At 26.5% G+C, this 26,110-nt stretch carries 25 protein-coding genes; 17 read left to right on the forward strand and 8 right to left on the reverse strand.

The window, feature by feature from the left end:
- Window positions 1-40 precede the first annotated feature (40 nt).
- Window positions 41-1,957, forward strand: coding sequence for a molecular chaperone HtpG (gene htpG / locus BMUR_RS11700; protein WP_013114749.1), 1,917 nt, complete (start codon window positions 41-43; stop codon window positions 1,955-1,957).
- A 306-nt stretch (window positions 1,958-2,263) separates the two neighbouring features.
- On the opposite strand, the gene BMUR_RS11705 is transcribed toward htpG, so the two are convergent.
- Together BMUR_RS11705 and BMUR_RS11710 are read right to left on the reverse strand one after the other, a co-directional pair.
- The gene (locus BMUR_RS11705) at window positions 2,264-2,941 is read right to left on the reverse strand and encodes a hypothetical protein (protein WP_013114750.1); all 678 of its coding nucleotides are present in this window, start codon (window positions 2,939-2,941) and stop codon (window positions 2,264-2,266) included.
- 23 nt (window positions 2,942-2,964) lie between these two features.
- Window positions 2,965-3,390, reverse strand: a complete 426-nt coding sequence (locus BMUR_RS11710) for a PepSY-like domain-containing protein (RefSeq protein ID WP_013114751.1) — start codon at window positions 3,388-3,390, stop codon at window positions 2,965-2,967.
- A gap of 960 nt (window positions 3,391-4,350) precedes the next feature.
- On the opposite strand from BMUR_RS11710, the gene BMUR_RS11720 reads away from it, so the two are divergent.
- The 5 genes from BMUR_RS11720 (at window position 4,351) to BMUR_RS11740 (ending at window position 9,269) form a co-directional block, all read left to right on the forward strand.
- Window positions 4,351-5,373: a hypothetical protein gene (locus BMUR_RS11720; RefSeq protein ID WP_013114753.1), complete on the forward strand. Its 1,023-nt coding sequence runs from the start codon at window positions 4,351-4,353 to the stop codon at window positions 5,371-5,373.
- A gap of 106 nt (window positions 5,374-5,479) precedes the next feature.
- Entirely contained in the window at window positions 5,480-6,409 is a 930-nt protein-coding gene (locus tag BMUR_RS11725; protein WP_013114754.1) for a sigma-70 family RNA polymerase sigma factor, read from the forward strand.
- Between the two features lie 99 nt (window positions 6,410-6,508).
- Window positions 6,509-7,381, forward strand: a complete 873-nt coding sequence (locus BMUR_RS11730) for a hypothetical protein (RefSeq protein WP_013114755.1) — start codon at window positions 6,509-6,511, stop codon at window positions 7,379-7,381.
- A 344-nt stretch (window positions 7,382-7,725) separates the two neighbouring features.
- On the forward strand, window positions 7,726-8,565 hold the full coding sequence (dapF, locus tag BMUR_RS11735; protein WP_013114756.1) for a diaminopimelate epimerase: 840 nt from the start codon (window positions 7,726-7,728) through the stop codon (window positions 8,563-8,565).
- A 143-nt stretch (window positions 8,566-8,708) separates the two neighbouring features.
- On the forward strand, window positions 8,709-9,269 hold the full coding sequence (locus tag BMUR_RS11740; RefSeq protein WP_013114757.1) for a lytic transglycosylase domain-containing protein: 561 nt from the start codon (window positions 8,709-8,711) through the stop codon (window positions 9,267-9,269).
- Window positions 9,270-9,316: 47 nt separating this feature from the next.
- Here the strand turns inward: BMUR_RS11740 and flgG are convergent, their stop codons facing one another.
- Window positions 9,317-10,111 (reverse strand): flagellar basal-body rod protein FlgG, encoded by a 795-nt coding sequence (gene flgG / locus BMUR_RS11745; protein ID WP_008726144.1) that lies wholly within the window; start codon window positions 10,109-10,111, stop codon window positions 9,317-9,319.
- A 182-nt stretch (window positions 10,112-10,293) separates the two neighbouring features.
- Here flgG and BMUR_RS11750 point away from each other — a divergent pair, with 182 nt between their 5' ends.
- From BMUR_RS11750 to BMUR_RS11775, 6 genes are all read left to right on the forward strand, one after another.
- Window positions 10,294-11,679, forward strand: a complete 1,386-nt coding sequence (locus tag BMUR_RS11750; RefSeq protein WP_013114758.1) for an AAA family ATPase — start codon at window positions 10,294-10,296, stop codon at window positions 11,677-11,679.
- Window positions 11,680-11,684: 5 nt separating this feature from the next.
- A complete protein-coding gene (locus BMUR_RS11755; protein ID WP_041750131.1) occupies window positions 11,685-12,284 on the forward strand; it encodes a hypothetical protein in 600 nt (199 codons plus the stop codon).
- 129 nt (window positions 12,285-12,413) lie between these two features.
- Window positions 12,414-13,064 carry an amino acid ABC transporter permease gene (locus BMUR_RS11760; RefSeq protein ID WP_013114760.1) on the forward strand — a complete coding sequence of 217 codons (651 nt, stop codon included), beginning with the start codon at window positions 12,414-12,416 and terminating at the stop codon, window positions 13,062-13,064.
- On the forward strand, window positions 13,048-13,830 hold the full coding sequence (locus BMUR_RS11765; RefSeq protein ID WP_013114761.1) for an amino acid ABC transporter ATP-binding protein: 783 nt from the start codon (window positions 13,048-13,050) through the stop codon (window positions 13,828-13,830). The genes BMUR_RS11760 and BMUR_RS11765 overlap by 17 nt, the downstream gene beginning before the upstream one ends.
- Before the next feature lie 266 nt (window positions 13,831-14,096).
- Window positions 14,097-14,924: an amino acid ABC transporter substrate-binding protein gene (locus BMUR_RS11770; protein ID WP_013114762.1), complete on the forward strand. Its 828-nt coding sequence runs from the start codon at window positions 14,097-14,099 to the stop codon at window positions 14,922-14,924.
- Between the two features lie 43 nt (window positions 14,925-14,967).
- Entirely contained in the window at window positions 14,968-15,828 is an 861-nt protein-coding gene (locus BMUR_RS11775; protein ID WP_013114763.1) for an amino acid ABC transporter substrate-binding protein, read from the forward strand.
- Between the two features lie 64 nt (window positions 15,829-15,892).
- Here BMUR_RS11775 and BMUR_RS11780 read toward each other — a convergent pair whose 3' ends face one another.
- The 3 genes from BMUR_RS11780 to aroE all read right to left on the reverse strand — a co-directional run bounded on the left by BMUR_RS11780 (window position 15,893) and on the right by aroE (window position 18,468).
- Entirely contained in the window at window positions 15,893-16,753 is an 861-nt protein-coding gene (locus BMUR_RS11780) for a leucine-rich repeat domain-containing protein (RefSeq protein WP_013114764.1), read from the reverse strand.
- A gap of 88 nt (window positions 16,754-16,841) precedes the next feature.
- Window positions 16,842-17,582, reverse strand: coding sequence for a type I 3-dehydroquinate dehydratase (aroD, locus tag BMUR_RS11785; protein ID WP_013114765.1), 741 nt, complete (start codon window positions 17,580-17,582; stop codon window positions 16,842-16,844).
- Between the two features lie 34 nt (window positions 17,583-17,616).
- Complete coding sequence (gene aroE, locus BMUR_RS11790) at window positions 17,617-18,468, reverse strand: shikimate dehydrogenase (protein ID WP_013114766.1); 852 nt, start codon at window positions 18,466-18,468, stop codon at window positions 17,617-17,619.
- 191 nt (window positions 18,469-18,659) lie between these two features.
- Between aroE and BMUR_RS11795 the strand changes: the two genes are divergently transcribed.
- From BMUR_RS11795 to BMUR_RS11810, 4 genes are all read left to right on the forward strand, one after another.
- The gene (locus BMUR_RS11795; protein WP_013114767.1) at window positions 18,660-19,043 is read left to right on the forward strand and encodes a RidA family protein; all 384 of its coding nucleotides are present in this window, start codon (window positions 18,660-18,662) and stop codon (window positions 19,041-19,043) included.
- Window positions 19,044-19,495: 452 nt separating this feature from the next.
- Window positions 19,496-20,356, forward strand: coding sequence for a DUF368 domain-containing protein (locus BMUR_RS11800; RefSeq protein WP_013114768.1), 861 nt, complete (start codon window positions 19,496-19,498; stop codon window positions 20,354-20,356).
- 200 nt (window positions 20,357-20,556) lie between these two features.
- Window positions 20,557-21,561 carry a hypothetical protein gene (locus BMUR_RS11805; protein ID WP_013114769.1) on the forward strand — a complete coding sequence of 335 codons (1,005 nt, stop codon included), beginning with the start codon at window positions 20,557-20,559 and terminating at the stop codon, window positions 21,559-21,561.
- Between the two features lie 17 nt (window positions 21,562-21,578).
- Window positions 21,579-22,619 carry a tetratricopeptide repeat protein gene (locus BMUR_RS11810; protein WP_013114770.1) on the forward strand — a complete coding sequence of 347 codons (1,041 nt, stop codon included), beginning with the start codon at window positions 21,579-21,581 and terminating at the stop codon, window positions 22,617-22,619.
- A 90-nt stretch (window positions 22,620-22,709) separates the two neighbouring features.
- Here the strand turns inward: BMUR_RS11810 and BMUR_RS11815 are convergent, their stop codons facing one another.
- Both BMUR_RS11815 and pfkA read right to left on the reverse strand, forming a co-directional pair.
- Window positions 22,710-23,462: a WecB/TagA/CpsF family glycosyltransferase gene (locus tag BMUR_RS11815; RefSeq protein ID WP_013114771.1), complete on the reverse strand. Its 753-nt coding sequence runs from the start codon at window positions 23,460-23,462 to the stop codon at window positions 22,710-22,712.
- Between the two features lie 33 nt (window positions 23,463-23,495).
- On the reverse strand, window positions 23,496-24,476 hold the full coding sequence (pfkA, locus tag BMUR_RS11820) for a 6-phosphofructokinase (RefSeq protein WP_013114772.1): 981 nt from the start codon (window positions 24,474-24,476) through the stop codon (window positions 23,496-23,498).
- 127 nt (window positions 24,477-24,603) lie between these two features.
- Here pfkA and mgtE point away from each other — a divergent pair, with 127 nt between their 5' ends.
- Complete coding sequence (gene mgtE / locus BMUR_RS11825; RefSeq protein ID WP_013114773.1) at window positions 24,604-25,968, forward strand: magnesium transporter; 1,365 nt, start codon at window positions 24,604-24,606, stop codon at window positions 25,966-25,968.
- Window positions 25,969-26,110: the final 142 nt, after the last annotated feature.

Below are 26,110 nucleotides of genomic sequence, written 5' to 3' on the forward strand. Positions count from 1 at the left end.
TTTAAAGAATTTTAAATAACTAAATTAAGGAGTTTATATTATGGCAGAAAAACAAATACTAAATTTTGAAGCCGAAACTAAACAAATATTAAATTTAATGGTGCATTCTATATACACTCATAAAGAAATATTTTTAAGAGAGCTTATCTCAAATGCAAGCGATGCATTAGATAAAGCAAGATTTGAATCTATAACAAACGGCGATAAATACCCAGACATAGATAATTTAAGAATAAAAATAGATACAGATGAACAAAACAGAACTCTAACCATTCAGGATAACGGTATCGGTATGACTAGAGAAGATGTTATCAATAATATAGGTTCTATTGCAAGAAGCGGTACTAAAGCATTTTTGGAAAGAATACAGAAAGATAAAGAAGCATCAAAAGAAAGCGGTATTGATTTGATAGGGCAGTTCGGAGTTGGTTTTTACTCTGCTTTTATGGTTGCTGATAATATTGTAATAGAGACAAAGCATGCCGACAGTGATAAAGGCGTACGCTGGGAAAGTAACGGAGACGGTTCTTACTCTGTGGAAGATATTGATAAACAAGACAGAGGAACTAAAATTATATTAAAATTAAAAGGAAAAGATGAAAAATTAGAGGAAGAAGGTTTTATTGATGATGATTACTGCAATAAATATACATTAGAGCGTTTAATACATAAATATTCTAATTATGTTCATTATCCTATAGTTATGGACATGCCTATACCTAAAAAAGACGAAAAAGAAGTTCAGCAGTATGAAGAGAAAACTATTAACTCTATGATAAGTATATGGCAGAAATCAAAAAGCGATGTTAAGCCGGAAGAGTATAATGAGTTTTATAAAGAGCATTTTCATGATTATGCTGATCCTTTTGAGGTTATACATACTAAAGCTGAAGGTACTATAGAGTATACGGCACTTTTATTTATACCTTCAAAAGCTCCTTTCAATTTCCTTCACCCAGATTTTGAAAGAGGACTTGAACTTTATTCAAGAAATGTATTTATAATGAGTAAATGTAAGGACTTACTTCCAGAGTATTTAAAATTTGTAAGAGGATTAGTTGATTCTCCAGATTTCTCACTTAATATTTCAAGAGAGATTTTGCAGCACAGCACTCAATTAAAAAGAATAGCTTCTAATGTTGAAAAGAAAGTTCTTGATACTTTGGAAAATATGCTTAAAAATGACAGAAAAAAATATGAGAAATTCTTTAAAGAGTTTGGTGAATCTATCAAAATAGGAATATATTCTGATTTCAGTAAAAAAGATAAACTTGCAAATCTATTGTTATTTGAATCTTCTAGTACAGCAGAAGGAGAATATACAACATTAGCAGAATATAAATCAAGAATGAAAGAAGGTCAGGAGTTTATATATTATGCTGCTGCCAAAGATAAATCAGCTATAGAAAAACTTCCTCATATGGAAGGAATGAAAGAGAAAGGCTATGAAGTATTATATTTTACTGACAGAGTAGATGAGTTTATGGTTAGTATGATGAGAGAGTTTGACGGTACTAAACTTCACTCTATACTTCAAGCTGATAATTCTGAAAATAAAGATGAAAACAAAGACAGTGCAAGCAAAGAAGTTCTTAATGCTATAAAAGATGTATTAGGTGCTGATAAAGTTGCTGAAGTAAGAGAGACTAACAGACTTAAAGAGAGTGTTGTTTGTCTGTCAAATAAAGAGGATTCTATCAGCTTTAATATGGCTAAAGTTTTGGCTGAAACTGGAAATAATATGTTTGGTATGAAGCCGGAAAGAGTATTAGAAATTAATACTTCTCATGATGTTTTCAAGGCTATAGAAAAAGAATACAATGAAAATAAAGTTTCAGAGCTTTTCAAAGAGTACAGCGAGCTTTTATATGATGAGGCATGTATACTTGAAGGACTTCCTCTTGAAGACCCAAAATTATTTGCAAGCAGAATGAGCAAATTAATGCTTAAGTTATAAAAAATGTTTAATTAATTAAAATTGATAACTGATTAGAAATAGTTAGTTTATCAAAAACTTTAATAAAGGACCTAAGTTTCAATACTTAGGTCTTTTTATTTTTTGTAATTTATTTTAAATCTCCACTTTTAAATTTATAGCTTTATTTGACCTATTAATTTTATTTATATTTAATACTCACATCCGCTCAAATGCTTTTTATTTATGCACTGCACGCGTTAAAATAAATTTATAGCAACAACTATAATTATAACTGTCTTTTTATTTTTAGAGTAAATTTAACTCGTGGTTTAAAATTTTGTATTTTTATCTAAAGAAAGATGCATATCTATAAGCTATTTGTATTCCTAAATCTAAATTTCCGTATGCCTCTCCTTTTGTAATCTCAGGCAGATCAACGTTATTAAGATTAAATCCCCAATCATAACCTAGATATAATCCAATAGCTATAGCCATATCCTCTCTGAAGAATATATTATAATCAGCTAAAAATTTTAAATATGTTCTTGGAGTACTTTTACCATTTGAAGAGTAATCTTTTCCTTTGTATTGTATTGTAAGACCTGGTCCTAAAGATAGTCTTATTCCTATGTCAAGTCCCAAAGAAAAATCTCCTATATAAACTTTGGGCATTCCTCCAAAAGTGATAGAATTAGCTTCATAAATATAATTAATATTTACATTATTTTTATGTATACTTGTTTTATTATATGAATAAGAAAAAGTACCTAAAAAACTCATACTCACTAAATCACTTATTCCTAAATAATATCCTAATCCTATACCAACACCGCTTTGAAAATTTACTTCATTTCCTGTAGGCTCATATTTAGGAATGTTTCCATGCGGAATCATTATCCCCATTCCTATTGGTACATTAATATTAAAATCAAGCCCATGTCTTATCATTATTGGATACAGCTTATTAGAAGCAGTTAATATTATAAGCAATAGAAATACTATCATATAATTTCTTTTTATCATACTATCTCCAATATATTAATATTTTAATCATCAAATTTCTGACCTAGAAGCTGTCCATTATTTGAATCTATATAAAGTTTCATCATATTATTAAGCTTTATTTCATAAAGATTCCATTTTCTTTTTATTTTTGTTACCACATTATTTGGATATGTTTTTAATACAGTATTTGCTACATACTGCGGGAGTATATTTAAAGGTAATGCAGTGTAATTTCCTTCTATTTCTTTTAAATCCCCATTTCTAAAAAACTCTATTTCTACTCCGTTATCCAAAGCTATTTCATAAGTTTTTCTGTCCATTTCAGCATAAATAATGGAATTGTTTGGAAAATAACTTTTTACAAACTGAAGTATATTATTCGGCAGTTGATTTGGTGCAATATATATTTCATCAGCGTATACTGCCGCCGCCGCTATAAAAAATAACAGTATTATTTTTTTATTCATGTTTCCTCTTGTTTTTATATTTTATGTTTTCTTTATATTAGCATTTCTGCAAAATATATAATTATCTAAATTAATAATATTTTTATAATATCAGTCTTTATATTTCAATAAAGTTCTTTTCTATACAATTCTATACAATTTTTGTGTATTTAAAAAAATTACTTTACTATTTTATTCAATGTACTATTTGAATTAAAATTTATTATAATTTCATATATTTTATTTAATTTATACTTTGCAGATATATTATTATAATTAAAATAATATTTAATAAAGTTTTTTTTATACAATATTTTAATATATGAAACTAAATATTTACATAAAAGTAAAAATATAAGTATTATTATAAAAAATATTTTAATCATTGCATTTATTGTAATTATTTTATACATATTGCACTTACTTATATAAATATAACAAAAATTTTTATAAATATCAATTAAATATCAGTAAAATAATAATTAAAAAAATTAAAATAATCTGGTAATTAATAAAAAATAATATAAAATATATAAATATCTAATTTCTTTTTTGGGTAATTATTATGATAATAGATTTAAAAAAATATATGTCTGTAACATTATCACATATAAAGACCTGTATTAATAGTATAATAGAGAAACAATTTGATATTATACTTGTTAGTGAGATGGTATATTAAGTTTTATTCCATACGATAAAGCAGAAGAAGTTTTTAAATCTTTAGAGAATAACAGTTATCTTGATAAATGCACGATTTATATAAATAAACAGTTCAGTAATATTATTGGAACACAGGAGAGTATAGATTTAAATAAACAGCATGCAGATATACATGATATTGATATATTTTATAAGCTATATAAAAATTGTATATTTGAAACGGATAAAGAATATTATAATGCTCATTTCAAAGAATTAATATCTATAAGGCATGTTGAAAGAATAGAATATTTAAAAAATTTATTTAATAAATTGAAAATGTTTATTTCTCAAAGTAAATTAGATTTAGAGCTTGCCAAATTAATAGGAAATATTTTAACAGATATAGGTATTATAGAACGTTTAAATCTTATATATCATTTGAACTATATAAAACAAAACAGCATATCCAGCTTAAAAGATTATCAGAATGTTAAGAAAGATGATCTTATATTTGCTGATATTATAGGTACTATAGTTAATTTGCTTGAAAAAGAGTATGAAACTTTTGGCATATTCAATAATTTATCTTCTTTCATCGATGATAATGTCATATCGCACAGCAACAGAGTTTTTGTTATGATGGTTGAATTTCTTCATTACTATAATGAGGAGATATCAAGAGGCATAGCTTCAAAACTAAGGGTTGATTATAGAAGAAAATATTATTCTTTTTTCAATGATATAGGAATGAAATTTCATCTTCTTACTAAGGCAGATAGGATAGAAGATATATCAAGAGTAGGATTTAGAAAAATCGAACAAAATGAAATAAAATATTATGCAAGGGCGGCATTTTGGCATGATATAGCTCTTGTAGATGTTTTGCCTAATATTCCTATTATTGAAAATAATGAAGGAGACACACATGCTATATTGGGCTTTAATCTTTTAAAATACTGTATGGCACAAAATGAATATACGTATACTACAGTAGGACTTCATCATGAATATTATGGATTTGGATACGGAATATTTATGAATATGTATAATAAGCAGTTTGCCAATAAAAATTTTAATAATATAGAACATATATTAACTTATGATCCTAGTGATATTAATAGTTTATTAGCCTTATCATATTTTCCGGCTAAGGTATTAGAAATAGTAGATTCTTATGATAGTTTGTATATGAAATTCTCAAAAAATAAAGAGATAGGGAATATACCAAATGAAGTTATTTCTTTTATGTATGAAAATTTTTTGGAAAATAATATAAAAATAGATCCAATAATTTTCCATATATTTATAAAATATTTGGAAAATGTTAGGAATGCTCCTATATATGATTGTCCTTTATAATTAGTAAAAATTAATTATACTGCTTGACAATTTACGAAAATCTTATATTCTTATTATAAAGATTTTCTGTTTTTGTTATAAAATGTTTGTATTTTAGGGAAAGTAATTGTTAAAAAAAGATGTTAATCAAGAGTATAAAGGACCTGTGAGCGTATATTTAAAGCAAATAGGTGAAATAAGAAGACTCTCTAAGGAAGAAGAATTGGATTTATGGCAGCGTCTTGAAGTCTGCCGAGATAAAAAGGCTTTGCTTTTAGAAAAAGAAGATGAAGAATCAAAAAAAGAGCTTGAATCTTTAGAAAAAGAAATTGATTCTATACAGCATAAACTTGTCAAATCAAATTTAAGATTGGTAATAAGCATAGCCAAAAGATACTATAACAGCGGAGTACCTTTTATAGATATTATAGATGAAGGCAATATTGGTCTTATAGAGGCAGTAAAAAGATTTGAATATAAAAAAGGGTTTAAATTTTCTACTTACGGTGTTTGGTGGATAAAACAGAGCATAGTAAAAGAAATATCAAGCAAAAGGCATATTATACGATTTCCTATGCATATAGCTAGATTAATAAAAAAAAGCATACAAACTTCAAAAGTTTTAACTCAAAAGCTAGGACGTGAGCCTACTACTGATGAAATAGCCAAAGAGATGAAGATAGACAGAAAAACTCTTTCTTATATAATGATATTCACTCAGGATACAGCAAGTGTCGATTCATTTTTTAAAAACTCTGATAATAATGATATGACTTCTATAATAGAAGATAAAAACTTCCCTTCTCCTCATCAAAAGGCATTTATGGACAGTCTCAGAGATACATTGACTGAAGCTTTAAAATGTTTAGATGAAAAAGAGAGAACAGTTATTATTTCAAGATTTGGTTTGTATGGAAAGGAAGCAAAAACTCTTGAAGATACGGGTAAAGAATTGAATATCACCCGTGAGAGAGTAAGGCAGATTCAGATAAAAGCTATTAAGAAACTTGCGGGGCTTAATTTATCCAAAGAATTAAAAAGTTTCTTGTGGGATTAATTTTATTTATCAAATAATACAATAAATTCTTTTTTTTATTAAACAATTTCTAATTTTACCGAAAAATTAATATATAAATAAAATCATGGATGGAATTTTATGTCTAACGAAATGAAAGCAAAATTAAAACCAATTATCATTATAGTAATAGTTCTTGTAATTCTAGCTGCAGGTTTCTTTATTGCAAAAAGCATACTAAGCAGCAGAAATATACCTATATTTGATTTTACACAAAATGAAACAAATGGTATGCCTGAAGATACAATTACAACAGATGATATATTCGGCGAAGATATAACACCTGAAGAAAAAGACTTCTTAGCAACTAATAATACAATAACACCGGATAATACTAATAGTAATGTTCAGACAAATAAAGATTCTTCTATAAATCTGTCAGGAAATGGTTTGTATGAAGTAAATACAAATAATATACCGGATATACCTCCTTCTTCAAAACCAAATAATAATAGAGGAAGTTCTGCTTATACTTATAATACAGAAAATACAGTATTGGTAACCACTTCCAATACTTTAAGACCGAACAATAATGCAATGACAGTATTAGATGATAATACTAATCAATCTGTTAGAATAAGTTCATTCATTATAAACTATAATGACAGATTTGTGGCAAGCAGAAATAATCCTCTTTTAATAACTTTGGCTGTAAAAACACCTCCTGAAGCAAGATATGCTAAAATAAGAGTGTATGCTAGAAAAATAGATAACAATTACAATATATTAAGCAGAGATTTAGTATTCTATTTGCCTAAAATATATGTACTTGATGGTCAGGCTCAGACACAGTTCTATTTTGCTGGAAGAATGTCATCAGGAAGCCGCTATCTTACTAAAGGCAGATATTTACTATATGCTGAGGCTGAAATTACTGATGCTAATGGAATGTCCGTTGGAAAAACTGGAAGATATCCTCTTCCTAAATGGAATTACGTTGTAACTTTAGAGTAGATTTTTTTATTAATAGATTGAAGCTCTGGTATCTTATAAAGATATCAGAGCTTTTTATATTTTTGTTATTACAAATTAAAAATATATAAATATTATTTTATGCTTTAAAATATTATGAATATAGTATGACATTGCTTATAAATTAAAAATACAGTATAGTTATTGCAGTAATGTTTCATCAATATAAAATAAAACTGGGCATATGCCTGAAATATATACAGCATAAATAAATTTATACATTTAAATTTAATTGCATACAAAAATGAAAAAGCTATGGTTATAAAACATTTACTTAAATTTGATTATATTATAGAATATAATAAATTATTTAAGGTTTTTTTATTATGATATTGAATTTTACAAAAATGCATGGCATAGGAAATGATTATATTTATGTAGATTGTTTCAAAGAAAAGTTTACAGTAGAAGATGCTATGAAATATTCCCCTATATTGAGCCATAGACATTATTCTATAGGAGCAGACGGGATTATACTTATAATGCCTTCTGATAAAGCAGATGTTCAAATGAGAATGTTTAATTATGACGGCTCTGAAAGTGAGATGTGCGGTAATGGTATAAGGTGTGTGGCAAAATATGCTTATGATAAAGGAATAAGTAAAAATAACCCTATGAAAATAGAGACTTTGAGAGGTATATTAGACGCAAAACTTTTTATAAAAGATAATGAAGCTGATAGCGTTGAAATAAATATGGACTCTCCTATACTTGAGGGCTTAAAAATACCTACTACTATAGATAAAAATGTGATAATAGATGAGCCTATAACTTTTAATGGTAAAACATATTATTTTACCTGTGTTTCTATGGGAAATCCTCATACAGTTATATTTGTAGATGATGTTTCTAATATGGATATTGCTGATATAGGAAACTATATTGAAAACAACACTATATTTCCAAACAGAACTAATGTAGAGTTTGTAGAAGTAATAAATAGGGGTGAGGTTAAGCAAAGAACTTGGGAGAGAGGAAGCGGCGAAACTTTAGCCTGCGGTACTGGGGCATCAGCTGTATGTGTTGCCGGATTTATAAGTAAAAGAACAGATAATATTATACTTAATCATCTTTTGGGGGGCGATTTAATATTAAGATATGAAAATAACAGCGTATTTATGAGAGGAGAGGCTAGATACTCTTTTGAAGGCTCTGTTAAATTGTAAAAAATGTATAAAAATATTAAAGATAATGTAAAAAAATTGTATTTTGTTATGACATTTTTGAAAAAAATGTTAATTTTAAAGTATATAATAATTATCTTTTTTGCAGTTTATATATAAGCATATTTTAGCTAAGAGGGGGGTGTATGAAAAGAACGGTTATAATATTGGTTTTATTTCTTTGTAATTTAAATCTTGAAACGCATAATTTTAATATAAATGATTATTCTTTTCCTTCTAATGATTGGGTTACTTTAATAAAAGATGTTTCAAATCATTATAATCAGGACTTTTGGTTTATAAAAGATGTGTTTGATGTTTGCGTTAACTATAATGTAGACCCTCTTTTAATGGTTGCTTTAATAAAAGTTGAAAGCAGCTTTATTCCTACAGCTTTATCCAAAAAAAATGCATACGGATATTGTCAGATAACACCCATTGCTAATGAAGATGTAGATCCTTCACTAAACAGATATAATGCAAGAGATAATATTATACTTGGTGTAAGATTTATAGATAAACTATTAGATAGATTTGATGGTGATATAATAAAGTCTTTAAGATATTATAATGCCGGAAATAATTACGATGAATACGGAGAATCTTATGCAGAAAGTATAAGATATGAATATACAAATATGGTTAGCCTTTATGTTAAAGATGAAAGTTCATACGGAAATATATACAGAAAAGAGGTCTTTGAATAATATAAAATCAAGACCTCTTAATATATAATTACTAGTTATTAAAAAAATTATCTTTTTAAGTTTACAACTGTTGCAAGCAAGTTATCGCTAGTTTGTACTGCTTTAGAGTTCATTTCATACGCTCTTTGTGCCACAATCATATCAACCATTTCATCAACTACTTTAACGTTTGACATTTCAACGAATCCCTGATGTATTCTAGGAAATCCGTTAGCACCAGGTTCACCTTCAAAAGCAGGACCGCTTGCTATAGTTTCTTTATATAAGTTATCGCCTATAGAAAGAAGTCCGGGCTGATTGATAAATCTATGAAGTGTAATTTGACCTATTTCTACAGGATCATTTTCATCACCTATTTTTACAGATACAACACCTTCTCTTGATATAGATATTTGCTCTACCAAAAAGTTTTCTGGAAATACTATTTCTGGTACTAGTCTGTATCCATTTGAAGTAACCATTTGACCGTTAGCATCAATTTTGAAAGATCCGTCTCTAGTATATGAAACGCTTCCGTCCGGCATTAATACTTGAAAGAAACCTTCTCCTTCCAATGCCAAGTCAAGTTTATTTCCTGTTGCCTGTAAAGAACCTTGATCAAACATTTTTTGTGTAGAAGCACTTTTTACACCTAGTCCTGTTTGAAGTCCTACAGGTCTTACTGTATCTTCTGTAGCTGGTGTGCCTTGTATTTTTAAGTTTTGATATATTAAATCTTCAAAATCAGCTCTTACTTTTTTATATCCTATAGTGTTAACATTGGCAAGGTTATTTGCGATAGTGTCAGTTTTAAACTGCATACCATTCATACCGCTTGCTGCTGTCCATAAAGAACGTACCATATAATACACTCCCTAATTTATAAATTTATTGATATTATATATTCGGTAATTATAAAAATTGCTTTATAGAATTTATATAAAAATATTATGTTAAGTTATTTAATTCTGTTTTGATATTAAAATACTTGTTAAAGATAAAATTCTGTTATAAAATAATATAAATTAAAAAAGGTATTTTGAAAATGTCATATTCCAAGCTAATAATTAAAAATTTCGGTAAGATTAAAGAGGCAGAAATAGAGCTTTCTAATTTTATATTGTTTATAGGTGATAATAATAGCGGAAAAAGCTATTTGATGACATTGATATACGGTTTGATGGAATACAGTAAAGCTATTGCTGATATTATGTTTCAAGATAAGGATTTTATTTACAGCTTGGAAGAATATAAAAAAATTAAAATTATTGTTGATAAATATGTAAAAATAAATGAGAAAATAGAAAATGATAATGTAGTTACTGATAGTCTTTTAATAAATAAAGATGCTGATAAAAAATTGTCTCTTTTAAAAAAGGATGAAATTAATTTATTTAATGAATTATTAAACAAATTATTAAATAAATACAAAATAGAAATTTTGAAATTTATTTTTAATGATAATGATAATGTAATAAATTTAGAAAGTATATATTTTGATAATTCAAATTATTTATTTAATATTTTTATTACTAAAAAATCTCTATTTATTCGTAAATTAAATTCTTTTTCTATATTAAAAATAGGAAATGATGATAGTATCGACTATATTTTTATAATGAGAAATATATTTTCTAATATATTAGAAAATAATTCTTCTTCTTTTGAATTAAAATTTTTACCAACATCAAGAACAGGTTTTTTATTAACATATAAAGAATTATCAAAAATATCAAATATGCATCAATTTAGTATTGGAGATAAAAAAGAAAAAACTTTATTTCAGAAACCTATTATAGATTTTATTAATAGTTTAATAGATTTGTCTTATAATTTTGAAGAAAGTGAAGACTTTAAAGATATAATAGAAATACTTGAAAATAATATACTAAAAGGTAAAATTAATATTAATAAAGAAACAAATGCTATGTATTATCAGCCGAATAATAAAGATTTAAAAGTACCTATGCATTTATGCTCTGCTGTTATTACAGAAGTTGCTCCATTATATTTATTTTTGAAATATTACAATATATTTGGGGATTTATTTATTGAGGAGCCAGAATTATCATTGCATTTAAAATTGCAGAAACAATTAGCCCGTATATTAATAAACTTAGTTAATAAAAAAAGAAATATTATAATATCTACTCACAGCGACACAATATTGGAACATATAAATAATATGGCAGTTCTTAACAGTATGAAAGATGATAATAAAAAAAATCAAATATTAAAAGAGTATTCATATACAGAAGATGACACTATAGATATAGATAAAATTAGGATATATCAATTTGATACTGATGATAATGATATTACAGCCATAAAGGAATTGAAAGGCGACAGAGAAACAGGATTTTATATAGAAACATTTCATAAATATATAAATAATGCCTCTTTAGAATATGATGCAATAAATGAAGATTAATGATTATGGACGATTTTAATAAACTTTATAATACTCCTTTTATAGATAATCAAAGATATTTATTTGATAATACCATGTGCAAGATTGATGTGATAGAAGATATTTTTACTATAAAAGATGAAAAATCAGAAATGGAATGCCGTATAAAATTAAACTCTAAATCTATTTGCAGTTCGGATATAGAAGGCAATAAAAAATTTAACCATTTAAGAATGAATAAATGTGCTGATGCTGTTATTATAAATAAAAATAAAAATGATAAATTTGATTTGCATATAATAGAATTAAAAAATGATGTTCATGATGATGATTTGAAAGAACTTCATAAACAGTTTTTAGGTGCATATTTGAGAATAAGAGCTATTTTTTTAGCCTATTCTAATGATATAGAAAATATAAAGTTTTATCTGATATATAATAATTTTAATAAGTCATATAGAAATATAAATAGTACAAATAAGAAAAAAGATAAAATTATTGAAAGACAATTATTATCTAAAAATAAAATTATTAATAATATATTTCTTCCAATTTATCCGTTTAATTCTAATACATTAAATATAAAAAAACATAATATAAGTTTAGAAAATGAAATAATCATTTAATTTTATTATTGTGATTTAGTTTATTAAATATACTGTGAATAATTCTTTGTATATTTTTATTATTGATATTTTTACAAATAGTATTATAATGGCATTTCAATTAACTTTTTATATTTATTGGTTTTATTTATGGATTATGTAATATCTACTACTTTGTACCTATTAAAAGGAACATACATCACCTTATGTCTTTACTTTGTAACGGCAATATTTTCTCTTCCATTATCTATGCTTTTTGCAGCATTGCAGTTTAGTGCTCCAAAGTTTATAAGGTATATTTTTGATATATATGCTTGGATATTTAGAGGAACTCCTTTAATACTTCAGCTTATATTCTTTTATTATGGGCTTCCTCTTATGACCAATAATATGATAGCTTTTCCGGCTTTTACATCCGCTGCTGTAACTTTTATACTTAATTATTCTGCCTATCTTATGGAGATATTCAGAGCTGGTATTGAAAGTATAGAGAAAGGTCAGTATGAGGCTGGTTTTGCTCTTAATTTAAGCTATAGACAGATTATGACTAGAATAATACTTCCTCAGGCTGTGAGAAGAGTACTTCCTCCGCTTTCTAATGAGGCTATTAACTTAATAAAAGATACTGCTTTGGTCATAGTGTTGGGTATAGGCGATTTAATGCTTCATGCCAGACAAATACTTACTAGAGATTATAAATTACTTCCGTTTTTTATAGCAGCTATTATATACTTGCTTTTTACTTCTATTTTGGTTCTTGTATTCAGACAATTGGAGAAGAAATATGTCATTAGAAACTAAAGAAACTAATTTGAAAGTTGTAAATATAAAAAAACATTATAAAGACACTCCAGCTATAAACGGAGTATCATTTACGGTTAATAAAGGAGATATACTTTCTATTATAGGACCTTCAGGAGCTGGAAAGAGTTCGCTTTTAAGAAATATTATACAGATAGAAGAGCCAGACTACGGAGAGGTTTATATAGATAATGAGGTTTTATTTTGTAAGAGGGAAGGTGAGAAGGCATTAAATATTACACATTCAGATTTTATGAAGCGTAAAGAAAAAATAGGTATGATATTTCAGCATTTTAATTTATTTCCTCATAAAACGGCATTAGAAAATATAATAGAAGCTCCTATCATAGTAAAGAAACAGAATAAAGACGAAGCTATTGAAGAGGCATTAAAACTTTTAGATAGTGTAGGGCTTAAGCATAAAAAAGACAGTTATCCTAATGAACTATCAGGAGGACAAAAACAGAGAGTGGCGATTGCAAGGGCTTTGGCTATGAAACCAGAAATACTTCTCTGCGATGAGCCTACATCAGCATTAGACCCAGAACTGATAGGTGAAGTTTTATCAGTATTAAAAGAGCTTGCAAAAGAAAAAATGACTATGATAGTTGTAAGTCATGAAATAAGTTTTGTAAGAGAGCTTTCTACAAATATTGCTTTTATGGACGCTGGAAAAATTATCGCTATGGATACTTCGGATAATTTTTTTAATAATCAGAGTAATGATAGGATTAAAGATTTCTTAAACAAGATATTTCATAAATAATATTTTTATATAAAATCAAAAATTGGAAATTAATTTTCAAATAAATGTTGACATTTTCTTAAATAGTATTACAATACGTAGTAATGAAGTAGGTTATGGAGCTGCTTATGAATAATAATTATTGTTTATGCAATATTTCTAATATTCTTTTTTTGTCATTTCATTATACCAATCATAGATATCATAGATAAAATCTTTAATTATAAGCTGTATAAGCTAATTTTATAAACTAATTAAATATAAAAATTTCTTAAGGAGAAAAAATTATGAAACGTATATTAACTTTTTTATTATTGGCTTTTTTTGCAGTTATTATAAGCTGTAATAATAATTCAGGAAGTGCTAATAATAATGCAGCACCAGAATCAACAGAGGATAATTCTCTTCAAAAGGTAAAAGATGCAGGCAAATTAGTATTAGGTTTGGATGATACTTTTGCTCCAATGGGTTTCAGAGATGAAAACGGAGAAGTTGTAGGATTTGATATTGATTTGGCTAAAGAAGTTGCTTCAAGACTTGGTGTAGAATTAGAGATAAAACCAATAGAATGGTCTAGTTCAATATTAAGCCTTAATAAAGGCGATGTAGATGTGCTTTGGAATGGTGTAACTATCAATGACGCTAGAAAACAGCAGATTAATTTTTCTAAACCTTATCTTAATAACAGACTTGTTATAGTAAAAGCTATTGATGATGCTGCTATTAACTCTAAAGATGACTTATCAGGAAAAGTATTGGGTGTTCAGGTTGGAAGTAATGATGAAGCATTAACTGCTGATCCTTCAAGTAAAGATGCTAAAGAAATACGCAGATATGATGTAAATGTAAATGCATTTTTGGATTTGCAGGCTAAAAGAATAGATGCTGTTATTATAGATGAAGTAGCTGCTCAGTACTATATATCAGAAAAGAAAGCACCTTTTGTTGTAGTTGATAATAGCCCTTTAACAGAAGAATTGTATGGTGTTGGCTTTAGAAAAAGTGATGAAAAACTTTTGGCAGAGGTTGACAGAATATTAGATGAGATGAAAGCTGACGGAAAGGCTGCTGAGATATCTCAGAAATGGTTTGCTAAAGATATAGTTTTAAAATAAAATTATATTTTTAATATTTTATTTATTGATGGAGAAAATAAAGATGAAAAAAGCATCAATTATTATATTGTCTTTCTTTTTATTATTTGCTGTTTCATGTTCTAAAGAAGATAATAAAAATCAGCCTTTAAATAATTTTGATATTGTTAAAGAAGATGAGATGCAAGTTCAGGAAGAAGATAATTCTTTATCAAGAGTACAAAATGCAGGAAAATTGGTACTTGGTTTAGATGATACTTTTGCTCCGATGGGATTTGTAGGAGATAACGGCGAAATAGTTGGATTTGATATTGATTTAGCAAGAGAAGTTGCTAAACGTATGGGAGTTCAGCTTGAAACTAAACCTATAGATTGGGGCAGCTCCACATCCATTTTAACTAATGGTGAAATAGATGTTCTTTGGAATGGTCTTAATATCAGCGATGAAAGAAAGTTGTATATGAATTTTTCAAAGCCATATTTGAATAATATGCTTATTATTGTTAAAAATAATGATGATGAAAGTATTAATTCTATAGATGATTTGGCAGGTAAAATTGTAGGTGTTCAATACGGCGGTAATTATGAGCAAATATCAAATCACCCTATAGTTTCACAGATAAAAGAATTACGTCAGTATAATGGAAATATTGATGCACTTGCTGATTTGCAAAATGACAGATTAAATGCTGTGATAATAGATGATGTTTTTGCTCAGTATTATATAGCTCAAAAAAATGCTCCTTTTACTATAGTATACAGCACTCCTTTTACAGATGGTTTATATGCTGTAGGAATAAAAAAATCCGATAAAAAACTTTTGGAGGAAATTGATAAAATATTAGATGAGATAAAATCTGACGGAACAGCTTCAGAAATATCTCAAAAATGGTTTAACAAAGATTTAATTATAAAGCAGCCATAGATATTATTGGTAATAAGACAAGGGTAGTAGATACTCTTGTCTTATTTTTTATTGATAATGAAATTTATAAGCTTTTTATTATCATTCCGTTTATATATAAATATTTTAATTTTTTTAATTTATAAATTTCATTAGGCAAAGATGAGAGGTTTCCTTTTATATATAGTTTTTTTAGATTTTCTAAATTATAAAAATCATTTTCTATAGTTATTAATGAGCTGCTGCTAAAATATAACTCTTCCAAGGTATTGATATTTCCTATATACTCACTTATAACCTTTAAATTATTATCCAGCAATGATAAAATTTTTAATTTTGGAAGTTCTGTTATTGCTTTAGGAATAGATTTTATTTTATTATTATTAATATAAAGTTTTTTTAAATTAGTTAATTTTGAAATCTTATTAGATATATTTACTATATTGTTATTTGATATATCTAATTCTTCTAATTTTGATAAATAAAATACTTCATTAGGAATTTCATCTAATGAATATCCTGATAGATTAAGAGTTTTTAATTTCTTTAATTTAAATATTTCTTTAGGAAAACTTTTTAATATATTATTTGATATATCTATTTCTTCAGCATTTTGCAAGACAATAATTTTTTTAGGTATTGATTTAATTTTATTAAAACTGATATCAATATATTTTAAATTTTCCAGCGATAATATGCATTCTGGAAATTTATCTATATCATTATTACATATATCTAAATGTCTAAGATTTGTTAATATACTTATTTCATTTGGAATATATCTAAGCTTAAGACTGCTTAAATCTAAGTTTTTAATATTTAATAAATCTTCTTTTTTATAGCTTTTTATTTTAGTTATATTATTATTTTCAAAGAAATCATATAAAACTTCTAGTTTATTATTTATTATTTCATTATTATTTTTTGATGACGATATATTTTTCATTATCATTCTCCTTTTCTAATCATATATTATAATTATATTAGGAGTCTATGACAGATTTTGTCATTGATATGAAAAAATATAAAAAAATCTAATTTTTTGTATAAATACTGTCTAAGATATATTTAAGTTTCATAGCCTCTAGCTGCCCTGGTGCCGATGAACGTTTAGCTGAGGCAAATGTTAGTATAGAGCCGAATATTCTGCTTATAATTCCAAGCTCTCCCATAGATATAGCTATTATAGGAAAATCTTTTATTTCGTTTGAAGCATCTAATAATGTTATTACATCTTTTTTTGTTTTAGGCATATATGCTACTTTTGCTATATCACATTTGAATTTTATCATTTTTTTTATTCTTGATATTATTTCTTTTTTTGAAGGTGTTTTATTAAAATCATGATTTGATATTATTGTTTTTATATTGTTTGCTTTTGATAATTTTATTAATTTTTTGATATTATCATCTTTTAATGTTAATAATTCTAAATCTATTAAGTCAAAACATTTATTTTCGATGACAGCATTATATACATCTATTATAGAATTATTATATTTTATATTTCCTCCTTCCTTTATGCTTCTTAATGTAAATAATATAGGCTTGTTTGTTGTTTTTTTTATTTCATTAGAGATAGATATTATATAATCAAAATTTGAAGTGTCATTTATAAAAAAATCTGCCCTCCACTCTATAATATCAACAGGAAGTTTGTTTATCTCTTTTATATATTTTATTATATCTTTTTCATTTTTTTCTACTACAGGTATACATATTTTTGGAGATCCGATTCCTAATTTTATATTCTTTATTTTTACTATATTTTCCATTTTCTAAATCCTCTCATTTTTATGTATACTTAATTTATTTAAATATGATATTTTTTATATATTCTACAGGCATTTTTTCATTAGTCCAAAGCTCAAATGATAAAGCACCCTGATACAATAACATTCCCATACCGTTTATGATTTTACATCCTTCTTTTTCTGATATTTGAAGCAGTTTTGTTTTTGCGGGACTATATATACAATCGCTTACTACTAAATCATCTCTAAAAAAAGTTTTATCTTCTATTAAAGAAACATCTTCTTTCATACCAACGCTTGTAGCATTAATTAATATACTGCTGTCGTCTATTTTTCTTTTTAAAATGTTTTTATTTTCAAGTGAGAATAATTCTATAGAGCAGTTAGTTTTTTCTGCTATATTATCAATAATTTTTTTTTGTTCGCCCCAGTTTGTATCTCTTTTAAAAACATATATTCCTTTTACTCCATACAAAGCAGCCTGTGATATTATAGCAATAGAAGCTCCTCCAGTACCCAGTATTGTAATATTTTTATCTTTTATAAATATATTTTCTTCTTCTAATGATTTTATAAAACCCTCTCCATCAGTAGAGTATCCTTTGAGTATTCCATTATCATTGACTATGGTATTAACGCTTTGAGTGAGTTCTGCGGCCTCTGATATTTCATCAAGATATTTTATTACCTCTTTTTTATTGGGCATTGATAGGTTTACGCCTCTCATGTTTAATGTTTTTATTGAGTTTACAGCATCTTTTAAATTATTTTTATCCACTTCAAAAGCTAAATAAGCATAATTAAGATTAAGTTTATTAAATGCTTCATTATGCATAATAGGGGATATACTATGCCGGCATGGAGAAGCAAATAATCCAGTAAGTATAGTTGAAGAGTTTATTTTCATGAATATATAACCTTATAAAATATAAAAAATACTGCTACTAATAATAATATAATTTTTATTATTGTCAATTAATACTATTTTTAATTCTTAAAAATAATGTTTAATTACTTGATATTTTGCAAAAACTAATTATAATTAACATAATAAAGTAATGAAAAAAAATATATAAAAATAGAAAGGAGAATTAGTATATGGATAAAAAAATCATTAAAACACACAAAGCTCCGCAAGCTATAGGACCTTATTCTCAAGCTGTGAAAAGCGGAAATTTCATTTTTGCTTCAGGTCAGATACCTTTGGATCCAGTAAGCGGAAATATGGCTGAAAATGATATAAAAAAACAAACTGAAAGAGTTATGGAAAATATAAAAGGTCTTTTAGAATCAGAAAATTTAACTATGGCTAATATTATTAAAACTACTTGCTTTTTAACTGATATGGCTAATTTCGCTTCTTTCAATGAAGTATATGCAGCATACTTTCCAGAAAATCCTCCTGCAAGAAGTACAGTTGCAATAAAATCTCTTCCAAAAGATGCTTTGGTGGAAGTTGAAATAATAGCTGCTATAAGCTAATTTATTAAATTTATTAATAATAGCCATGAGTATAATTTTATATTCATGGCATTTTTTGTGAAAATTGTTATTTTTTATTATTGCTAATAAAAATTGTTCACTAAAAATGTATGGTAAATGAATTTTCTATATGCTCACAATTTTTATATTTGGCTTTCTAATATTTAAAAATTATTATTTTTTATTATTATTGCTAATAAAAATTGTTCGCTAAAGATGTATAGCAAATGAATTTGCTATACGCTCACAATTTTTATATTTAGCTTTCTAATATTTAAAAATTATTATTTTTTATTATTATTGCTAATAAAAATTGTTCGCTAAAGATGTATAGCAAATGAATTTGCTATACGCTCACAATTTTTATATTTAGCTTTCTAATATTTAAAAATTATTATTTTTTATTATAATAAAAATTAAAATAAATTTAATAAACTTATAAAGAGGAAACGATGAAAAACTATATATCATATTTTATAAAAGGAATGGCTATAGGTATTGCTAATGCTATTCCGGGAGTTTCAGGCGGTACTATTGCTTTTGTACTTGGAATATATGAAAAATTGACATATTCAATATCTATTCTGCCTGAGGCATTAATAAAACTTAAATGGTCTGATATTAAAGAGAGTCTAAAAGTATTAATACCTGTTGCCGTTGGAGCAGCTATTTCTATAGTATTATTTCTTAAACTTATTAATTATACTTTTACATATTATCCTATTCCTACAAGAATATTTTTTGTAGGTCTTATATTGGGTTCATTTCCATTTATAACAAAGACTGTAGAAGAGTTTAATATTAAAGTATTTATAGCATTTGTACTAGGGGCTTTTATTATGTCTGTATTTGTGTATTTTGATATTAATAAACCTGTAAGTGATACCGCTGTATATACTGGTTCTTTTTCAATTATTTATTGTTTTAAGTTATTTTTATGCGGTATTGCTGCTGCTGTTGCTATGGTTATACCGGGTATATCAGGTTCTTTACTTCTATTAATATTAGGAGAATATGAAAATATATCATACTTTATATCAGCATTTGTTGAAACTTTTAATTTATCTTTATTAATACCTTTAATATTTTTGGGTTTTGGTGTTGTTATAGGTATATTTAGTATATCAAAATTGGTAACAGTATTACTTCAAAAATATAAATCTATATTATTCGGCTTTGTACTTGGTATTATAATAGTATCTTTTTTAAGTTTATGGCCTAATATAACATCTTTAAGTGTGCCTATGCTTGCTTCTACTGTTATTTCTATGTGTGTTGGATTTTTAGTGGCTATTGTTATGGAGAAGATATAATATTAATATATACTGATAAGTTATAGAGGCTTAAAATATTATAATTATTTCATTAAGGAAATAAATTATAATTTTTAAGTCTTTTTATTTATGTATATATTATAATGTATTTGTATTATTGTTGTAATTAATATTCTGCTTTATTAAATTTTATATATTTCATTTCCGAGAATTTTTATAGTGTATATAAGGATAACTGCATGAAAAAAATAAGAACTAAAAAAAATGGAATATATTTGATATTTGCTTTTGTAAGCATAATATTTTTTTATATATCTATCAATGTTTTGTATACTCAAACATCATCATCTCTATATAATGAAGATTTGATAAACGATCTTCCAAATGCTGAAAGATTTGCAAAAAATATAAAAATATCAGCTTCAGAAACAAATAGTAATACATTGATTATTGAATGGGACGGTATAAACGACAGCAGTGTAATATATTATATATACAGAAGTCTAAGCCCTATAATAGGGAAATCTTCTTTAATAGATTCTTCTGTTGTTGATTATATAAAAGCGACTAATGATTCAAAACATTATTATGTATTAGACAGACCAATATTATCATCTAAATATTATTATGCTGTTGTTTCTTATGCAGACGATTTAATTTTTTATAGTGCTAGAGATAATGTTGATACATCATCAATAGTTTTTAATGGTTTTTCTAATATTAAGTCATACACTAATAATAGCGGCTTCTATGATACCAATAATACTTTAAATAACAGTAAATACATTAGCAATTCATATATAACAAATACTGTATTTAATACTAATAATATAACAAATACTTATGTACAAACTAATGTATATTCGATTACAAATATGTATACATTAACTAATATATATTCTTTAACAAACAGATATAATATTACAAATATAGTTAATAATAATAATAATAATAATAATAATAATGCTTCCGCATCATCTTTAATCAGCAAATATAATGGTGATTATAATAGAGCATTGACAGAGTTTAAAAATAAAAATTATTTGTCAGCCGTAAATATTCTTGAGCCAATATCATCAAGAAATATTAATAATGATATTTATTATAAGATTAATTTGCTTTTAGGAAAATGCTATAAATATTTAGGAAGGAAGAATAATGCATTAGATGTTTTGAACAGAATAAAAACGTATAATGCTCAAGAGGTTAATTTTTGGATTAATCAAGTTTTAAGCGATTTATGATTGGAGTGTAAATATTTATGAAGACTTATGCAGCAGTTTTGGCATCTGTTATAACAATAGTAGCTATTTTAGGCGGTGTATTTATTACTAAAGTTTCTGCCTTATCTTCTCCTGAAAGGTATTTTCAGAAAGGTAAAAGAAGCTACGAGATAGAAAATTATGAAGATGCTATTAATAATTTAAATGAATATTTATCCATAGACAGCAGATCCAGACCTATAACCAATATAGCAGAATCATATTTTATGGTAGCCGATTCATTGAAGAGATTAAAAAAATATTCTTTGGCAAAAGAGAGACTTACAGACATAATTAACAATCCTAATTTTGCATATTATTCTACAAATGCAGTTCTAGCCTATGCAGATATTTCAAGATTAGAAAATAGTGCAGATCCTTATATAATGTCAAAATTGCAGGAAAACTTGAAGACAGCAGATAAAGATTTGTCTTCAAAAATTAATATTCAGTACGGGTATCAATTGTTTCTTCAAAAAAAATACGGAGAAGCATTGAGCTATTTTTTAAGGGCTGACGGAGAATTAGCGGTTTTAGGAAGAGCGAGAGTATATTTCAATATGAATGAATATGACAGAGCTTTTGAAACTTATGAGGATTTCCTTAAATATAATAAAACGAGTATATATTATGATGAAGTTGTAAGAACATATTTGATACAGGTTCCGGCGATGGCACATAAAACTTTTGTAGAGGGCAATTATGTAAAATCGAGAATGTACTATACAAAAATAGCAGAGTTATTTCCAAGAACAGAGTATGCTGAAGAGGCTTTATTTAGAATAGCACAGTCTTATTATAATGAGAAAAACTATAACAGAGCTATTGATTATTATAATAGGGTAAGGCTTAATAATGTTTATACTTTAGATGCTGAGGCACTTCTTTATATAGGTTTATCATATTTCAAAGTTGGAAGATATTCTGATTCTTATAAGGCTTTAGATAATTTTGTATCAGAGTACCCTGCTAATCCTAATGCCTCAAGAGCAAGAGAGTATATGCAGGCTTTACAGGAAACACTTTTAGCTATTAATTAATTTTATTTTATATACTTTGTTTTAATTAAAAATAATAAGTAATATTTATTATACTTGTTTATTCACAATAAGTTTATATTTAGATAAAAATTAAGAGTTGGTAGTTTCTTTAGGCTTTTTTGCCGTTATTTTTTCAAAGAATACTAATACCCAGAATCTCATATAATTAAAATATAGAAATATTCTAAATATATTTTTTTTAAGATAAAATCTTTCATTTTTATCTTTGTTTAGTATTTCCATACTTGGGGGCTTTATTTTTCCTGCAAAACTATCAAGAGGTCTTTTGAAAGGGATGCAGAATTTCATGTCTAGGTTTTCTTTATTATTGTTAAACCAATATAAAGATTTTTTGAAATTCATATATATTAAAAATACATCAGGCTCTATTTTTTTAAATCCTATAAATGCTTTGTCTAACTCTTTTTTATCTTTTGTATTTTGATAATTTCCCATCATATATATGCCGGGGTATATTTTTTTGATTTTCTCAGATATAGTAAAGAAATACTTTTCTTCATCGCCAAAGAGAAACATAGACATTTTTTTTCCTTCTATATAGTCTAGGACTTTTGAAAATAAAATAAAATTATTTATATAATTTAATTCTTCTTTATGTATAAATTTATATGCTTTAGCTATAGAGGGATGTGCTGCAATTACAAAAGAAGCATTATTAACAATTTCTCTTAACTTTTTATTATAATGAACTTTTAGTAATTGATGCACGTCCAAAGATATTATGAGTATATTTTTTCCATATTTAAGGTAATCTAATATTTCTTCAAGAGTTGCCTTGAAATTATCTATTCTAACACCTAAAATGGACTTATTTTCTATCATAATATCTAATCCTCTGTTTATTAATTTTTTAAATTATATAGCAAGTGTTCTGCATAGTGCTAAGTCTATAGGATCAACTTTAGGCACTTTTTTTACAGCATCTGTTAAAGGAGTATAAGTATATTCTCCTTTCCAAATACCAACAGCCACATTTTTTTTGCCTTCTAGTAAAGCCTTAACAGCAATATATCCGAATCTTGCAGCCATTAAGCGTTCTCTTGAAGTAGGGGATCCTCCTCTTTGCATGTGACCGAGTATAGTAACACGTGTATCAAAACCAGTTTTACCTTCTATTTGTTTAGCTACTTCCATAGCTCCGCCAGACTCATCACCTTCAGCAACAACTATAATAGAAGATTTTTTTCCTCTTTTTTTAGCTATTTGCAATTCTTCTACTATTTTATCCATATCAGTAGGAGTCTCAGGTATAAGTATATCCTCAGCTCCTGAAGCTATTCCTACTTCTAATGCTATGTATCCGGCATGTCTTCCCATAACTTCTACGACAAAGCATCTTCCATGGCTTGTAGCAGTATCTCTTAATTTATCAATAGCGTCCATTGCTACATTAACAGCCGTATCATAACCTATAGTATAATCAGTACCAAAAATATCATTGTCAATAGTACCCGGTATTGCTACTATAGGAAAATCAGGGTGATGATTATAAAAATCCAAAGCCCCTTTATAAGTTCCGTCTCCGCCTATTACTATTAAGGCGTCCATACCATGATATCTCATATTATCAGCGGCTTTTTTCATACCGTCTTCTGTTTGAAATTCAGGTGATCTTGCAGAAAATAATATAGTTCCTCCATGATTAATGATGCCTCCAACACTTCCAGCTGTCATTGGGTATACATCATTATACATAAGTCCTTGATAGCCCTCTTTAATTCCCATTACTTCCAAACCATTGGCTATTGCTGTTCTTACAACACTTCTTATAGCAGGATTCATTCCAGAGGCATCTCCTCCGCTTGTTAATACACCAATTTTTTTTATATCAGACATATTACAATAACTCCTTTATTTTTTCATAATATTCAAGTATATATTGGATTTTTTTTATTATATTATATAATGTTATATATTATATAATAATAATAAAAGAATTGATATACAAAATATAAAAAAAATTATGACAGAAAACAAAGAATATACAGAAATTATTAATATTATAGAAAATCAGAGATGGGATAAACTTAAATATTTGCTTTCTAATATGCATGCTGCTGAAGTAGTGGATATTATACGTATACTTGATAATGATAAAAATAGAAGTATGGTTTTTAGACTTTTATCAAGAGAAAATGCAGCATATGTATTTTCTGAGCTTGATACAGAAGAACAGGAAAAAATCATAGTTTCTATGAGTGATAATGAGCTTAAAGAACTTATGCATGATATGAGTCCTGATGACAGAACCTCACTTTTTGAGGAACTTCCAGCAGACATTACAAAAAAGATATTTTCTTTAATGGGGGAAAAAGACCTTAATGTTACAAGGCAGTTATTAGGATATCCTGAAGACAGTATAGGACGTATAATGACCCCTGAATATATTGACGTATTTCCAGAATATACTGTAAAACAGACTTTAGACTATATTAGAAAATACGGCAAAGATTCGGAGACTTTTGAAGTTATATATGTTGTAGATAAAGAAGAAACATTATTAGGTTATATTTTATTAAAAGATCTGTTATTCGCCTCTCATGATGAGAAAATAGAAGAGCTTATGCATACAGATATTATATATTTATCGGTATATTCAGACCAAGAGGAAGCTGTACGCATAGGAAGAAAATATGATTTGCTTTATATACCTGTAGTAGATTCCAAAAATGCTTTGATTGGAATAGTTACTATAGATGATATATTTGATATTGCTGAAGAAGAAGATACAGAAGATTTTCACAAATTGGGTGCTATCAGCATTGATGATGATTTTGACGGAAATATAAAACAAACCAATCCTTTAATTTTATATAAAAGGCGTATATCTTGGCTTTTTATTTTAGTATTTGTTAATATTATATCTGGTTATGTTATAGGTATGTTTGAAGAAACAATAAGTCAGTATGTTTCTTTAATATTCTTTTTGCCTCTTTTGATAGACAGTGCAGGAAATGCCGGGGCTCAGTCTTCTACTCTTATAATAAGAAGTTTATCTGTAGGAGACGTAAAGAAAAGCGATTGGTTTTTTATGCTTTGTAAGGAAATACTTGTTTCTCTTACTCTTGGTATTACTATGAGTATTGCAGTATCATTAATAGCAGTTTTTAGAGGCGGTTTAATGATAGCATTGGTGGTATCGCTTTCTATGGTTCTGGTTGTAGTGATAGGAAGTTTAATAGGTTTGTCCCTTCCTTTTTTATTTGTAAAGCTGAAAAAAGATCCTACTACAAGCAGCGTACCTTTGGTAACTTCTATATGTGATATAAGCGGTACAGCTATATATTTGCTGCTTGCTACAACTATATTAAGCAGACTTTCTCATTAATAAATTATTTTTTTATAATTATTAGGATTATACTTGTTTAAAACCTATTTATAATTATAAATTTAATCTATAAATAGATTTTATAGAATTCTAATTTACAAATATTAAATTAAAAACTTATAAGTATTAAAAGGCTAAAATA

The organism is Brachyspira murdochii DSM 12563 (assembly GCF_000092845.1).
In the GTDB taxonomy this organism is placed as follows: Bacteria; Spirochaetota; Brachyspiria; order Brachyspirales; family Brachyspiraceae; genus Brachyspira; species Brachyspira murdochii.

Bases quoted from the DNA above. Each gene is read 5' to 3' on its own strand.
- pfkA (WP_013114772.1), bottom strand. From the start codon at position 24,476: ATGTCTGATATAAAAAAAATTGGTGTATTAACAAGCGGAGGAGATGCC.
- aroE (WP_013114766.1), bottom strand. From the start codon at position 18,468: ATGAAAATAAACTCTTCAACTATACTTACTGGATTATTTGCTTCTCCA.
- mgtE (WP_013114773.1), top strand. From the start codon at position 24,604: ATGACAGAAAACAAAGAATATACAGAAATTATTAATATTATAGAAAAT.
- BMUR_RS11750 (WP_013114758.1), top strand. From the start codon at position 10,294: ATGTCATATTCCAAGCTAATAATTAAAAATTTCGGTAAGATTAAAGAG.
- BMUR_RS11780 (WP_013114764.1), bottom strand. From the start codon at position 16,753: ATGAAAAATATATCGTCATCAAAAAATAATAATGAAATAATAAATAAT.
- BMUR_RS11705 (WP_013114750.1), bottom strand. From the start codon at position 2,941: ATGATAAAAAGAAATTATATGATAGTATTTCTATTGCTTATAATATTA.
- BMUR_RS11755 (WP_041750131.1), top strand. From the start codon at position 11,685: ATGGACGATTTTAATAAACTTTATAATACTCCTTTTATAGATAATCAA.
- BMUR_RS11795 (WP_013114767.1), top strand. From the start codon at position 18,660: ATGGATAAAAAAATCATTAAAACACACAAAGCTCCGCAAGCTATAGGA.
- BMUR_RS11810 (WP_013114770.1), top strand. From the start codon at position 21,579: ATGAAGACTTATGCAGCAGTTTTGGCATCTGTTATAACAATAGTAGCT.
- htpG (WP_013114749.1), top strand. From the start codon at position 41: ATGGCAGAAAAACAAATACTAAATTTTGAAGCCGAAACTAAACAAATA.
- BMUR_RS11805 (WP_013114769.1), top strand. From the start codon at position 20,557: ATGAAAAAAATAAGAACTAAAAAAAATGGAATATATTTGATATTTGCT.
- BMUR_RS11800 (WP_013114768.1), top strand. From the start codon at position 19,496: ATGAAAAACTATATATCATATTTTATAAAAGGAATGGCTATAGGTATT.
- BMUR_RS11760 (WP_013114760.1), top strand. From the start codon at position 12,414: ATGGATTATGTAATATCTACTACTTTGTACCTATTAAAAGGAACATAC.
- flgG (WP_008726144.1), bottom strand. From the start codon at position 10,111: ATGGTACGTTCTTTATGGACAGCAGCAAGCGGTATGAATGGTATGCAG.
- BMUR_RS11740 (WP_013114757.1), top strand. From the start codon at position 8,709: ATGAAAAGAACGGTTATAATATTGGTTTTATTTCTTTGTAATTTAAAT.
- BMUR_RS11775 (WP_013114763.1), top strand. From the start codon at position 14,968: ATGAAAAAAGCATCAATTATTATATTGTCTTTCTTTTTATTATTTGCT.
- BMUR_RS11730 (WP_013114755.1), top strand. From the start codon at position 6,509: ATGTCTAACGAAATGAAAGCAAAATTAAAACCAATTATCATTATAGTA.
- dapF (WP_013114756.1), top strand. From the start codon at position 7,726: ATGATATTGAATTTTACAAAAATGCATGGCATAGGAAATGATTATATT.
- aroD (WP_013114765.1), bottom strand. From the start codon at position 17,582: ATGGAAAATATAGTAAAAATAAAGAATATAAAATTAGGAATCGGATCT.
- BMUR_RS11770 (WP_013114762.1), top strand. From the start codon at position 14,097: ATGAAACGTATATTAACTTTTTTATTATTGGCTTTTTTTGCAGTTATT.
- BMUR_RS11720 (WP_013114753.1), top strand. From the start codon at position 4,351: ATGTTTATTTCTCAAAGTAAATTAGATTTAGAGCTTGCCAAATTAATA.
- BMUR_RS11765 (WP_013114761.1), top strand. From the start codon at position 13,048: ATGTCATTAGAAACTAAAGAAACTAATTTGAAAGTTGTAAATATAAAA.
- BMUR_RS11710 (WP_013114751.1), bottom strand. From the start codon at position 3,390: ATGAATAAAAAAATAATACTGTTATTTTTTATAGCGGCGGCGGCAGTA.
- BMUR_RS11815 (WP_013114771.1), bottom strand. From the start codon at position 23,462: ATGATAGAAAATAAGTCCATTTTAGGTGTTAGAATAGATAATTTCAAG.